General features: G+C 61.8%; 12 protein-coding genes. 9 read left to right on the top strand and 3 right to left on the bottom strand.

The genetic code is table 11. From position 1 onward, the window contains the following. Positions 1-96 precede the first annotated feature (96 nt). Positions 97-711, bottom strand: a complete 615-nt coding sequence (locus ACOYYX_RS19565; protein WP_422922894.1) for a hypothetical protein — start codon at positions 709-711, stop codon at positions 97-99. A 350-nt stretch (positions 712-1061) separates the two neighbouring features. Here ACOYYX_RS19565 and ACOYYX_RS19560 point away from each other — a divergent pair, with 350 nt between their 5' ends. The 4 genes from ACOYYX_RS19560 (at position 1062) to ACOYYX_RS19545 (ending at position 4340) form a co-directional block, all read left to right on the top strand. Further along, positions 1062-2231, top strand: a complete 1170-nt coding sequence (locus ACOYYX_RS19560; protein WP_422922892.1) for an L-dopachrome tautomerase-related protein — start codon at positions 1062-1064, stop codon at positions 2229-2231. A gap of 57 nt (positions 2232-2288) precedes the next feature. After that, on the top strand, positions 2289-2735 hold the full coding sequence (locus tag ACOYYX_RS19555; RefSeq protein WP_422922890.1) for a cyclase dehydrase: 447 nt from the start codon (positions 2289-2291) through the stop codon (positions 2733-2735). 45 nt (positions 2736-2780) lie between these two features. After that, positions 2781-3950, top strand: coding sequence for a zinc-dependent alcohol dehydrogenase (locus tag ACOYYX_RS19550; RefSeq protein WP_422922888.1), 1170 nt, complete (start codon positions 2781-2783; stop codon positions 3948-3950). A 201-nt stretch (positions 3951-4151) separates the two neighbouring features. Then, entirely contained in the window at positions 4152-4340 is a 189-nt protein-coding gene (locus tag ACOYYX_RS19545; protein ID WP_422922887.1) for a hypothetical protein, read from the top strand. Between the two features lie 280 nt (positions 4341-4620). Here ACOYYX_RS19545 and ACOYYX_RS19540 read toward each other — a convergent pair whose 3' ends face one another. After that, positions 4621-6732, bottom strand: a complete 2112-nt coding sequence (locus tag ACOYYX_RS19540; RefSeq protein ID WP_422922885.1) for a catalase — start codon at positions 6730-6732, stop codon at positions 4621-4623. Between the two features lie 351 nt (positions 6733-7083). Beyond that, on the bottom strand, positions 7084-7788 hold the full coding sequence (locus ACOYYX_RS19535; protein WP_422922883.1) for a ferritin-like domain-containing protein: 705 nt from the start codon (positions 7786-7788) through the stop codon (positions 7084-7086). 1416 nt (positions 7789-9204) lie between these two features. Here ACOYYX_RS19535 and ACOYYX_RS19530 point away from each other — a divergent pair. The 5 genes from ACOYYX_RS19530 (at position 9205) to ACOYYX_RS19510 (ending at position 12809) form a co-directional block, all read left to right on the top strand. After that, complete coding sequence (locus tag ACOYYX_RS19530; RefSeq protein WP_422922881.1) at positions 9205-9489, top strand: DUF2171 domain-containing protein; 285 nt, start codon at positions 9205-9207, stop codon at positions 9487-9489. Positions 9490-9774: 285 nt separating this feature from the next. After that, positions 9775-10335, top strand: a complete 561-nt coding sequence (locus ACOYYX_RS19525; RefSeq protein ID WP_422922879.1) for a DUF1440 domain-containing protein — start codon at positions 9775-9777, stop codon at positions 10333-10335. 177 nt (positions 10336-10512) lie between these two features. Beyond that, positions 10513-10770, top strand: a complete 258-nt coding sequence (locus tag ACOYYX_RS19520) for a hypothetical protein (RefSeq protein ID WP_422922878.1) — start codon at positions 10513-10515, stop codon at positions 10768-10770. Between the two features lie 414 nt (positions 10771-11184). After that, a complete protein-coding gene (locus tag ACOYYX_RS19515) occupies positions 11185-11619 on the top strand; it encodes a CBS domain-containing protein (RefSeq protein WP_422922876.1) in 435 nt (144 codons plus the stop codon). A gap of 56 nt (positions 11620-11675) precedes the next feature. Continuing rightward, positions 11676-12809: an acetate/propionate family kinase gene (locus ACOYYX_RS19510; RefSeq protein WP_422922874.1), complete on the top strand. Its 1134-nt coding sequence runs from the start codon at positions 11676-11678 to the stop codon at positions 12807-12809. Positions 12810-12818 lie beyond the last annotated feature (9 nt).

The following is a 12818-nucleotide window of genomic DNA, read 5'->3' as shown; positions in this document are numbered from 1 at the left end:
GATCGCGAATCCAATGCCAGGCTGGGTGGATCTGCCTCGAAAGGCCCCTCGGCAGAATCGACCTTTTCTGAATGCCGGGGCTCGTCCCATCTTTCGCTATTCCTCCTCCCGTGCCTGGATGAGTTCGTCCACATTTCTGGCGTGCGTTCGGAAGCGGATGGCAACAATCACGGGATTCTGGCTCCAAGCTTCCCCCCCATGCAGGGTGAGCCAGAGGCTTCGGTAGGAGTCCACCGGTTTATCAAAGGGTCGGTCCGAGGCGGGCGACTGGTAGTTCCTCCAGCCGTTCCCGCCGGGTGCGCACTCAACGCCCTCCTCGATCGCGTCGGCCTCAGACAACTCCTGAAGTTTCTGCACCCGGATATCGAGCAACTCCAACGTCAAGCGGGACGCCCAGCGGGGCATGTGCAGCGGCGATCGCCAGCCTTCTCGGGCCGAGGTGAGCTTCGCGTTCGCGAGCGTTGATGTGAGGATCTTTCGCGGTAGGTCGGATGGCGATGCCCTGAAAACGACGCCGGCGGACTCAACCGTGAGGGAATCGAGCCTCCACGCCTCGCGGACCCATAACAAACAGGGTTGGCCCCCCTCCAACCGCTCCTTGAGGCTCAGCCAACGGCTCGAGGTCAGCCGACGCGTCTGACTCTTCCTGTTGGCGAGCAGCGCGTGAATCATCGGGGCGGAGAAAATGATCGTGCTGACGTACGGATTCATGCGGCATCCATCGAGTAGGCCGAAGGTCCCGCCGAATATCCCAATCTCATCCCGTCCAGTTTGCAAGCTTTGTAAGCACGAACTGCAATCACCTTGCGATATGACGCGGCCATCAAGTCGCAAATAGTAATGATGCAATGTTATGGGAGAGATGGGGGCAATGGGGTTTTCTGATGAGTGGCCACGGAATGGCTTAAGGCGATTCCTAAGGCCCGGCCGGAAGCACGGAAATCATTAACCTGTTTCGGGCTCGCCTTTTGCATAGGTTATCTCGTGTCAGTTGATGTGAAGTCATCGCGGAAAAGTCGCGATCGAGCGGGACGCCCATCGACACGGAGATGCTCTCAAACATGAAGATGACATGGCTGAGATGGCTCGCGACCTCGCTTCCCGTGGTGGGGCTAACGTCACCGGCGATCACGTTGGCTGGTGAACTGGCGCAGGATCGGCCGACCGGGCGGCTCGAGATCGTCGCTACCTTCGACGGGCCGATGCCGACGGGCGTGACAGTGTCCAGGACTGGGCGGATCTTCGTCAATTTCCCGAGGTGGGGCGACAAAGTTGACTTTACAGTCGCCGAACTGAAGCATGGCGAGGCCGTCGCCTTTCCCGGTGCCGAGATCAACCTTTCCGACGAGACCCATGCGAGCCGGCGGCTGATCTCGGTGCAAAGCGTCGTGGTCGACCCCCTCGACCGACTCTGGATCGTGGACACCGGCAGCATCGAGTTCGGCCCAACAGTGCCAGGTGGTCCGAAGCTCATTGGCGTGGACCTGACCACCGACAAGATTTTCAAGACGATTCTTTTCCCCGCCGACGTTGCCCTCACGACGAGCTACCTTAACGACGTACGCTTCGACCTCCGACGCGGCGAGGCGGGATACGCCTTCCTCACCGATTCCTCGGGGAATGGGCCGAATGGCATCATCGTCGTGGACCTCGAGTCCGGCAAGAGCTGGCGACGCCTCGATGACCACCCCTCGACCAAGGCCGAGTCGGGTTTTCTCCCGCTGATCGAGGGACTCCCGCTTCGTGAGACCAAGCTCTCGGGCGAGGAGAAGCCCCTGTCGCTTGGCTCCGACGGCATCGCCATCGGCCATGACGGCAAACGCCTTTTCTACTGCCCGCTGATCAGTCGCAAGCTCTATAGCGTGAGCATCGACGCACTCGTCGATGGTCGCCAGAGCGATGAACAGGTGGCGAAGACCGTCATCGATCACGGCGAGAAGGGGGCGTCCGACGGCCTGGAGTCGGACGACAAGGGGAGGATCTACGCCACGAATTACGAGCAGAATGCGATCGTCCGACGCCTTGCCGATGGCTCCATCGAGACCATCGTCCACGACCCGAGAGTCCTCTGGCCCGATACGCTCTCGGTCGCCGCCGATGGCTACCTCTATTTCACGGCAAACCAACTCCATCGCCAGGCCGCTTACAACAAGGGGAAGGACCTCCGCCAGAAGCCTTATGTCCTCTTCCGAACCCCGATCGACTCCGAACCTGTGAGGCTCATCCGCTGATGGACCTCTTCGGAATGCGACCGCATAAATCATTACATCATTGCTAGGAGTGGCAACATGAACGAGATGAGAGTTGCACGCGGGTTGGGCTGGTTCAGTCTCGGCCTCGGCCTGGCCGAGGTCGTCGCGGGCCGACACATAGGCCGGGCCCTGGGAATGGAAGATAAGAGTTGGTTGCTGCGGGCCTTCGGCGTTCGCGAGATGGCCGCCGGCGTGATGATCCTGGGATCGGAGCAGCCTCGTGCCGGCGTCTGGGCGAGGGTTGCCGGAGACGCCCTCGATTTGGCCGCCCTTGGCTCTGGGTTCACCGAGGACAACCCGAAGAAGGAGAACCTCGCCGCCGCGATTGTGACGGTCGCCGGCATCACCGCGCTCGACTACTGGTGTGCCCGTCGCCTCCACAGCGGGCGTCCCCACGGCTCACTCCGCACGCATCGCGAGAACGTGGCCGATGGGTCGAACCCCCACTATCGCGACAGCCCTGAAGTGGCGCCGGGCAAGTAAATACACAAGCTCAACATCCCAGACCCAGGACAACGAGGATCCACCATGAGAGCGCTCTGCTGGCACGGGAAGAGCGACGTCCGCGTCGATACCGTCCCCGACCCGACGATCGAAGATCCGCGCGATGTCATCATCAAGATCACGACCACCTGCATCTGCGGCTCCGACCTCCACCTCTACGACGGCTACATGCCGACGATGGAACCCGGCGACGTCATCGGTCACGAGCCGATGGGCGTCGTCGTCGAGGTCGGCAAGGACGTGAAACGCCTCAAGAAAGGCGATCGCGTGGTCGTCCCGTTCACGATCTCCTGCGGCGAATGCTGGTACTGCAAGCGGACCGAGTATTCCCTCTGCGACACGAGTAACCGCAACGCCGAGATCGCCCGTAAGGCCATGGGGCAGTCGCCCGCGGGGCTCTTCGGTTATTCGCACATGCTGGGCGCCTACCCCGGCGGGCAGGCTGAATACCTGCGAGTGCCTTATGCTGACGTCGGCCCGGTCGTGATCCCCGACGAACTTCCCGACGAGCAGGTCGTCTTCCTCTCCGACATCTTCCCCACCGGCTACATGGGGGCCGAGAACGCCCAGATCCAACCCGGCGACACCGTGGCAATTTGGGGCTGCGGGCCCGTCGGCCAGTTCGCGATCCGGAGCGCCTGGATGCTCGGCGCGGGGCGGGTCGTTGCCATCGACACTGTCCCCGAACGCCTGGAGATGGCCCGGCAGGGGAAGGCCGAGACGATCGACTTCGAGAAGCAGGATGTTTATGAGACTTTGATGGAGATGACCAAGGGGCGGGGTCCCGATAGCTGCATCGACGCCGTGGGGGCCGAGGCCCACGCCGGCGGCAGTTTCGATGCGGTGCTCGACAAGGCGAAGGCCTCTGTCGGACTGGCTACCGACCGACCTAACGTCCTTCGCGAAGCGATCATGTGTTGTCGCAAGGGGGGCACGGTCTCAATCCCCGGTGTCTACGTCGGATTCCTCGACAAGATCCCCATGGGCGCGGCGATGAACAAGGGGCTCACGCTCAAGATGGGCCAGACGCACGTCCAGCGCTATACCAAACCCCTGCTGGAGAAGATCCAGAAGGGCGAGATCGACCCATCCTTCGTCATCACCCACAAGATCCCGCTCGAGGAGGCACCTGGAGCTTACAAGACCTTCCGCGACAAGAAAGATAAATGCATCAAGGTCGTCCTGAAACCTTGATGTCACTTCAGGGAAGAATCACTTGCTCATCCCCCGGTTCTACTGCGGGGGGATGAGTTTGTTTCGAAGGGACAACGGCCGACGTGTCGCCGCCGGCCGCTGGAGCTTGAAATTCGGGGTCGATCATGAGAAGGAGGGAGCCGGGGGCAGCGAGCCGAAATTGAGCGGGCGGCTTGGTTCGCCGGAACGATGTCCCCCCGTGTGGACGACGTCGACCGTGCAGACATAGAGTCGCACGCCTTGCAAGAGCGGACCCGGTTCGGAACTGCATCGGACGATCCGCAGGTGTCCGGTGGGGAAGCCAGCGAATGGTCGGTCGTTGTGACAGCCCTGCACGCCGGCCCGAATTTCGTCGGAATGACCGACCTCGACCCTGCGGCAGCGGATTGACGTATCGTCGCCGAAAGCCTGGCAAACGGCTTCCTCGAAAGGCCGGAACCGGAGCTTCGGCGGGGTCGCGAGGTCCGTTGGCGTCGCGGCATTGGCACGCTGGCCCAGGCCGAGGGGCAGCGCGCAGGCAATTGCGGATAGGATCGATCTGCGATTGTAGGGCATGCGTGTGGATCCTTCGATTGGATGGCATCCGGCATTCCCGGACGAAGGAAGCTGGGCCGGGAGCCGGCGACAATGTGTCGGCTCCCGGCCTTCGAGATCACGGATCGAACCAGGCTTATCGCTCGGCGTTGGCGCGTTCCCAGAAGCGGATCTTCCGGCAGGCGGCGAGGAAGGCCTCGCTGTCGGCGGCGGCGTTCAGGGGGATGAAGCCTTCATCGAGGGCCTCGGCTACGCCCGCTTTCTCCAGCAGGGGTGTCGCGGTGGCGGCGTAGCCGATGAATTTGCGGTGTGCCGTGGCGTCCGCGACGAAGTCGCGTGCGGCCGGGAGGGTCGCCAGGAGTGCGGCTCCTTCCTTGGACGGGAGGATCGCCACGGCGTCGAAGACCACCGAGGGGCCGCCTTCGAGCTTCTCGTCGGCGTCGTGCCAGGCTCCCGCCGAATCCTTGACGCCGCCGACTTCGGGCGCGATGAGCTTGAGCATCGCCCCTTCGGCCTTGAGGGCTTTCTCCAGGGCGGCCAGCACGCCGGCATCGACCCCGTCGGTGACGAGGGCCCCGACCTTGCGACCGGCGAAGCTCTTGGGCCCGTTCTTGATGATGCTCAGGGCAGGGGAGGGCTTCAGGTCCTGCCGCGTCGGTCGCGCGGCCGTGGCGGGCTTGGGCATTTCCTTGAGCCGGAGATTCCTGGCGACGGTCTCGGCGAGCTTGGCGTCGATGTTCAGGAGGTGAGAGACCATCCTCGACCGGATCGCCGGGGTCTCCACCTTGCTCAACTCGAACGACAGGGCATTCGCGATGTGCGTCTGCTCCAGCGGCGTCTGGCTGATGTAGAACTGGCGGGCCTGACTGTAGTGGTCGGAGAACGTCTCGGAGCGCGCCCGGACCTTGGTCGCGGCGATCGGCTCGGGGTACGACCGGAAGCCTTCCGCGGGATTCTCGCGCGGACCGCCCCCTTCGCCCCGCGAGTTGGGCTCGTAGTTGACCCTCCCTTTCGGATTGTGCATGGCCATGTGGCCATCCTGCTGGAAGTGCGCGAACGGGCACTTCGGCGCATTGATCGGGATGTGCGTGAAGTTGGGGCTCCCGAGCCGCTTCAACTGCGTGTCGAGGTACGAGAAGTTGCGGCCTTGCAGGAGCGGGTCGTCGGTGAAGTCGATCCCCGGGACCACGTTCTGCGTGCAGAAGGCGACCTGCTCGGTCTCGGCGAAGAAGTTGTCGACGCGGCGATCGAGCACGAGCCGGCCAACCACCTGGATCGGAACCTGCTCCTCGGGGATGAGCTTCGTGGCGTCGAGGACGTCGAACTCGAACTTCTCGACGAACGCGTCGTCGAAGAGTTGCAGGCCGAGCTCCCAGACCGGGTAGTCGCCGGACTCGATGGCCGTCCAGAGGTCGCGTCGGTGGAAGTCCGGGTCGGCGCCGTTGATTTTCACGGCCTCGTTCCAGACGACCGACTGGAGCCCTTGCTTCGGCTTCCAGTGGAATTTGACGTAGGTCGATTTCCCTTCGGCGTTCACGAGCCGGAAGGTGTGGACGCCGAAGCCTTCCATGAACCGGAACGAGCGCGGGATCGTCCGGTCGGACATGATCCACATGACCATGTGCATGCTTTCGGGCGAGAGCGAGATGAAGTCCCAGAAGTTATCGTGTGCCGTCTGCGCCTGGGGGAAGCCCCGGTCTGGCTCCTGCTTGGCGGCGTGGATCAGGTCCGGGAACTTCATCGCGTCCTGGATGAAGAAGACGGGGATGTTGTTCCCGACGAGGTCCCAGTTCCCCTGCTGGGTGTAGAACTTCACGGCGAAACCGCGGACGTCGCGAGCGAGGTCCGCCGAGCCTTTATTGCCGGCGACCGTCGAGAAGCGGACGAAGACCGGCGTTTTCTCTCCCGTTCGCTGGAAGAGATCTGCGCGGGTGAGGTCCGTCAGCGGCTTGTAATTCTCGAAGTAGCCGTGCGCCCCGAAGCCTCGGGCATGCACGACGCGCTCGGGGATCCGTTCGTGGTCGAAGTGGAAGAGCTTCTCGCGGAAGTGGAAGTCTTCCAGCAGCGTTGGCCCGCGGGCCCCGGCCTTGAGCGAGTTCTGGTCGTCCGAGACGGGGATGCCCTGCTGCGTGGTCATCGTGGGGTGCTTGGAGTCGGCCGTCTGATGGGTCTCGCCACCAGGGCCGACCGTCACCTCATCGGCACCAAAGCGTGCTGCGGTGCGTGCGTCGTCTTTCGCCTCGGCCATTCGCGTATTCCTTCTTACGGTGGGTCCAGTCCGTCGATGCGCAGGTGGGAGTATCAAGGGGTGCTGCGGCAAGCCTTGTGCCAAAGACGGATCCGGAGCGGCCGAGCGGCTTACGGCGAGAAATCATCGAGTGCTCCCGCGATAAGGAAGAGTCCTCCTTCACAGGCGGGCTTACATGCTGAGTTGGACGGCGATTCTCCGGATGTGGAAAGCCCCTTCGAGGTGGCGATATCCCGTGTCGGATCTCGCCTCGACGAAGGGGCTCAACTCACATTTGAGGTTTTCGCCGGCCTTGAGGAACGTTCGGGACGAGACGATCCCGTCGATCCTCGGCGAAGGGCTCAGGCTCGATCAGGGAAAGAATCGAGGGACGTTGATGTTGTAGAATTCTTGTTCGAGCATCTCGAGGGCCAGGGCGAAGTTCAGGATCAAGAGGTCGTTTTGCGGGGAACGCGTGCCCAGTTGGTAGGTCAGGGGCGGGCCGCCGTTCAGGCTGGCGATGTAATTGCCGGCGGCGGAGGCGACATCGTTCGGGAAGAGGAGCGGCTGGAAGGCACTCTCGTCGGGCACGAGAGGCTGGTTGACGAGCGTGGTCAGATAGCCCGCATGCCGGCCCTCGACGATCGCGATCCTCGCGGCGATGGAGAGGCTGCCCGGGTCGAGGATGAAAGGGGCTGCCGCCGGATAGGCCCCGGTTCCGACGCTCTCGAAGGTGGCGGACATGCTGATGAACTGGTTGAGGTTGGCGGCCCGCAGGTTCTTGAACGTGGGCCGAGGCCGGGCCGAGCTGCCGAGGGCATTGAGCAGGAACGCGACGTGCTCATTCTCGTCAGACTGGATCTCGTGGAAGTTGTTGTAGTTGATACCCGTCGCCTGGGACCGGGAGGAGTTCGACACGATCAGGCCGGTGGCCGCCGTCGTGACCGCGGCCGACTTGCGGATGAAGCGGCGGCGCGAGGAAACCTGGGGAGGCTCGTCACTGGCGATGGCCTCTTCGGTGGCCTTAGGATTCACACCAGCAAGAATCTCGTCCGATTGGGTGGTAAACGTCCGCATATCAGTCGCTCCGAATCAAAGGTGATGAATTCAAGGCGTACGATCCCCCAGCCCAACTTCGACAAAGTCGGTGTATTGATGTCTGTCGACATCCTTATTAAAGGATCGGGAGGGATCGCAAGCCGCGGAACACCAGGGTCATGCCCTGGATTTACCATCGAGTCAGGATCAATCTTCCGGGACTGGGCACCGGAGAGTTAGTGGGATCGCAGAAGGACGGACCATGTATCCGGCTTTTGCCGATGGTCATGGCCCTAACGCGACGGTCTCGAACGATTCTCTACGGCTCCGGGGAGATGGAGGTGGATGAGGACTTGTGGTTGTCGAGGGCCTTTGCAAAGGCCAGGAGACCTGTCCTCTGGCATCAATTGGAACAATGAATGTGCAGTCCATCAGCCTTGCACCTCGGATGAACGGCAAGCCATTAAACGCCAGTTGCGATGCAGGTCTCGCGATCGTTATTGCAAAGCCTCGACTCCAGGATCGCTTCGAGATCAAACGCCTGCAATTGGCCTCGAGCTACATCCCGGCCACGTTGGGGGGATTTTTGTGTTCCGCATGTCTCGTACCATCGAATTTCTTCGTAATGCTCGTTTTGTCGATTTGTCCGGTGTTTTTGTTTGGACGTGAATGAGACACCTTTTCGCGGGGCCTCATTCCCTTGCCACTCTGGCCGAATGTGTCGGCGTCGCTCCTCGGACGGTACGTGGCGTCTGCCAACTTCCCATTTCTCGGCAGTCTTTATCGCTTCGAAGTTCCAGTGGCCTCTGTCAATGAGATTCTTTTGATCGCTTGGGATGCTTTGGAAGTCGAACGACGAGCCGTCTTGTGGCTCGCCGTATGACACGCGTCGGAGTTCACCGACGCGTTCCATAAAGCAGCCTCGACCCTGCCTGTGCCTTGGAATCGGCTTCCTTGAGGACGAGGTCGTCAGCCATCAAGCGGGGTTCGTGTCTAATGTCTCTATTCGATGTGGAATGATCGGAGTTCGCAAGGGCAGGAGGTATCGAAAGTAATCGTTCGCCTTCAGACGTTCCAACGATTTGAAGACGTAGTTAGAAAACGGAAGTGATTTGAATCAAAATTGAATGTTGTGCTCCGGGTTGAGCCTGCCTATGCAGAGTCGAGGGCGAGTGAAGAGGCAATACTGTCCGGCGTGGGATTCCACCATCAGGTCGAGGTCTTCTCTGATCTCATCCCCAGGGTTCCGATTTGATGCTGAACGAACGAGACAAATTCACGCTCCTCTCGGCCGTTCGCTTGACGCGGGAAGGGCTGTACGCATCGATGATTCCACGTTTTCAAGCTATTTCGGATTGATTGCCTGTTTCGGCGCGCAGTTTGCCCCTCCTGGACAAGAAGTGTGGCTCGATCATGAGCCGAATTTTGAGTCTTACCGAGATTCAGGAGACAATAATGGCTACCGTTCATCCCCATAAGACCGGCGCGTCCCTCTCTGAGAGCACCGGAGCCGTGGGTTCCACCGCGGATATCAAGGAGCATATGGACGTTTACGCCTCTTGCGGCACGAAGGTCGGCAAGGTTGATCACGTCCAAGGGGAAGAGATCAAGCTCACCAAGAGCGACAGCCCAGACGGCCAACACCATCTCATCCCGTTGAGCTGGGTGGCCAAGGTCCACGACCACATCCATCTGAGCAAGGACCATCGCGAGGTCCAGGAAGAATGGCAGCCGGCTTAATCGACGCGACGAAACCTTGATTGAGGCGATCTGGCCGGAGATATTTCTCCGGCCCTTGTCGTTTCCAGGGTTCACTTGCGATTTGCGATTCTGTCGCTTACCTAATCTGAGGATGCTTGTGGTGTTATGACGGTATCCGTCGAACGGTAAGGTAGGCGGTCTTCGGGATGCGAGGTCCTAAGAATTGCGAGCTTTGACGGCCTTCGAGCTATTCTGATTATGCCGCATTTCGTATAAGCATTCTCCTCGATCCTTGCTTCTACAACCTACATCGGAGTTTGGATCATGGCCCAGGACCGTAGCCTCCCGCTGGATCTGACAACGGGGGCAATCGCCGGTGCTGTCGCCACCGCCGCGCTCAGCACCGTGACTTCGACATTCTACGAACGAGAGAATCTTCAAGCTCGCCTGCAGGAAGACTGGGCGCATGGCGGGAAGACGGCTTATGAAGTCGCGGCAGAGAAGGTCGCCGGTCTCGCCGGTGCCGAACTGACCCGCGATCAGGAAGCGAACCTGGGGACGGCCCTCCACTACGGGATCGGCGTCGGCTCGGGGGCTGTCTATGGTGCAGTCCGCCGCCACATCCCGGGCCCGGCCGTCGTCCGCGGGCTTGGCTTCGGTGCGGCCCTGTGGCTGATCGCCGACGAGGGAGCCACGCCCGCGCTGGGCCTGTCGCGAGGTCCGAGAGCCTTCCCCTGGCAGACGCATGCGCGGGGCCTCGCCGCCCACCTCGTCTTCGGACTTGTGGCCGAGGGCGTCCTCTCGCTGGCCGACCGCCTCCTGTCCCAGACCCCGAAAAGCCACGAGCCAGAGGTGAGGTCGGTCGAGGCTGAATTGATGGCGTAAATCGAATACTCGCTCGCCTGACGAGGTGTCCGGACTCATCCTTGGCCAATGCAAATACCCGGGCCTCGAGCCGCCCAAAAAATGAACCAACATGTTCCCGGGGACGTACTTATTGATGGAAGAACGGCTGGCGAATGACGGCCAATCAGGGCCGATAACGGGATACAAAGATCCATCATGAGACGTCTCGAGAATTATGTCCGCAAGTACGGCCCGACGCTCGGGCCTGCGATGTACCATGCTCATCAGAGCCAGGCGGCCCGCGCAGGGGTGAGCGCACGACTCCGTCGCAAGATCGGCCTCCTCACAGGAAAGGCTCCGGCCGCGGCGAAGAAGAAAATGCGCCAGACAATCTTGCCGCTATTCACCGACACGGAGCCGGTAGCAAAGGCCGAGACGTCCCCCGCTTCTCAGGACGCGACGATCTGGGTCTAATCCCCGTCTGATGCCGCACGTCCCCGAATCGATTCGTCCTCGAGGTCAGGGAGGGCCTCGAGGTTTATTATACGCCCGCCGGGACAGCCCAGCGTGATGAGCTCGGTTGTATGGTTTAGGTCGCAGACACAAAGCCTAGAAGAACACCTGATTTCGCGTGAGAAGATCGTCCTGAGCGCTGGCGGTGCGTCTCGGACTTTGAGGCTGTCGCGTTGCCTCTTGTGATGTCGGCGCAGCCTGATTCGGTATTCGTTTTGATGCGCGATCTGCCCTTGAGCTGGTTTGGCGCGAGGTTTGCAGTGGGAAGGCATGTCAACCCCAACCCCAAAACCAAATTCAACAAGCTGGGAAACTCGACGAGTCCTGGCTCTTTGAATATGACGACCTCCTGATATTGCATCTGGAGTAGCCGCCATGAAGCTCAAGGAACTGATGACGACGCGTGTGGAATGCGTACGCCAGAACGACACGCTGCAAATTGCCGCCCGCAAGATGAAGGATCTCAGCCTCGGCCTGATGCCCGTTTGCGACGAGCGCGGCAGGGTCGTCGGCATGCTGACCGACCGTGACCTCGCCGTACGTGCCGCCGCCACCGGCATGGATCCGGTGACCACCGCGGTCAGCGACGTCATGACCGATGACGTCATCTGGTGCTTCGAGGACCAGGAATCCGCCGACGCCATGGAACTGATGGAAGAGTACGAGGTCCGCCGCCTGATCGTCATGGACCGCGACAAGCACCTCGCCGGTATCGTGTCCCAGAACGACCTCGCCCGCGCGGCCGATACGATCGAGGTGATTGAACCCACCCTCGCCATTCCCGAATTCACGAAGGCCCTGGCTTCGTAAGTTCGATCTGGCCGCCATGGGAAACGTCGTCGGCATGGTCGGGCAGCGGAGGAACCATGAAGATCCTCGCATTGAACCCGGGAAGCGGGACGCTCCAGTACAAGGTGCTGGACATCTCGGGCGACGCGGGGCCGGAAGACGGGACGCTCCTCAAGGATGGCAAGGTCGACCACGTCCATGGTGATGCGACGGTCGAGGCGGCCGAGATGGCGGTCGTCGAGTGCCTGCCCCTGGGACTCGACGCGATCGGCCATCGCGTCGTCCACGGCGGCTCCCGGTTCGACGGGCCCGCGAGGATCACTCCCGAGGTGCTCGAGGTGATCGAGTCGCTATCGGACTTGGCCCCGCTGCATAACCCGATCGACCTCGCCACGATCAAGGCCGTGTCGAGGCGGGCGCCGGGGGTGACCGGGGTGGCCGTCTTCGACAATGCCTTCCACCGGACGTTGCCCGAGGTCGCCTGGCGTTATGCACTGCCGCTCGACGTCGGCGAGGGCGAAGTCAGGCGCTTTGGGTTCCACGGGATCGCCCATCGGAATGTGGCCGAACGCCTGCCCGAGTATCTCAAGGAGGGCATGCGACGGTCTCGATACGTCCTCTGCCACATAGGCGGCGGGGCAAGTCTCTGCGCGGTGAAGGACGGAAAGAGCGTCGACACCAGCATGGGGATGACCCCACTCGAGGGGCTTGTCATGGGCACGCGGTCGGGCGACCTCGACCCAGGGCTCGTCCTCTACCTGCTGCGGCACAAGGGGTTCACGATCGAGAGCCTCGAGGACTTGCTCTATCACAGGAGCGGGCTGTTCGGCCTCTCCGGCAGGAGCGATGACCTCCGCGACCTGGAGCCGGCTGCACAAGCGGGCGATCGTCGGTCTGAACTGGCGCTGGCCGTGCATGCCCATCATATACGCAAATGTATAGGAGCCTTCGCCGCCGTGCTCGGTGGGATGGACGCCCTCGCTCTCTCGGGAGCGTTGGCCGAGAACTCGGCCTCGATGCGCAGCCGGGCTCTCGAAGGCCTGGAATTCCTGGGGCTTCGCCTCGACTCCGAGCGCAATATTGCCGCTCGGCCGGATCAGCCGAGTCGCATTAGCGCCGAGGATTCGCCCGTGCCGATCTGGCTCGTGCCCGCCGACGAGGAAAGGCAGATCGCACGCGAAGTCGCCGCGTTGCTCGAGGGCCCCGGTTGAACCGAGCCC

Origin of the sequence: Singulisphaera chitinilytica (genome assembly GCF_049331405.1) — a bacterium.
Taxonomy (GTDB): Bacteria; Planctomycetota; Planctomycetia; order Isosphaerales; family Isosphaeraceae; genus PoT.
This window is presented reverse-complemented; position numbering and strand designations above follow the sequence as displayed.

What these genes read in the sequence shown, in the direction of transcription:
- ACOYYX_RS19565 (WP_422922894.1), bottom strand. Translation starts at nt 711, where the DNA reads ATGAATCCGTACGTCAGCACGATCATTTTCTCCGCCCCGATGATTCAC.
- ACOYYX_RS19560 (WP_422922892.1), top strand. Translation starts at nt 1,062, where the DNA reads ATGAAGATGACATGGCTGAGATGGCTCGCGACCTCGCTTCCCGTGGTG.
- ACOYYX_RS19555 (WP_422922890.1), top strand. Translation starts at nt 2,289, where the DNA reads ATGAACGAGATGAGAGTTGCACGCGGGTTGGGCTGGTTCAGTCTCGGC.
- ACOYYX_RS19550 (WP_422922888.1), top strand. Translation starts at nt 2,781, where the DNA reads ATGAGAGCGCTCTGCTGGCACGGGAAGAGCGACGTCCGCGTCGATACC.
- ACOYYX_RS19540 (WP_422922885.1), bottom strand. Translation starts at nt 6,732, where the DNA reads ATGGCCGAGGCGAAAGACGACGCACGCACCGCAGCACGCTTTGGTGCC.
- ACOYYX_RS19535 (WP_422922883.1), bottom strand. Translation starts at nt 7,788, where the DNA reads ATGCGGACGTTTACCACCCAATCGGACGAGATTCTTGCTGGTGTGAAT.
- ACOYYX_RS19530 (WP_422922881.1), top strand. Translation starts at nt 9,205, where the DNA reads ATGGCTACCGTTCATCCCCATAAGACCGGCGCGTCCCTCTCTGAGAGC.
- ACOYYX_RS19525 (WP_422922879.1), top strand. Translation starts at nt 9,775, where the DNA reads ATGGCCCAGGACCGTAGCCTCCCGCTGGATCTGACAACGGGGGCAATC.
- ACOYYX_RS19520 (WP_422922878.1), top strand. Translation starts at nt 10,513, where the DNA reads ATGAGACGTCTCGAGAATTATGTCCGCAAGTACGGCCCGACGCTCGGG.
- ACOYYX_RS19515 (WP_422922876.1), top strand. Translation starts at nt 11,185, where the DNA reads ATGAAGCTCAAGGAACTGATGACGACGCGTGTGGAATGCGTACGCCAG.
- ACOYYX_RS19510 (WP_422922874.1), top strand. Translation starts at nt 11,676, where the DNA reads ATGAAGATCCTCGCATTGAACCCGGGAAGCGGGACGCTCCAGTACAAG.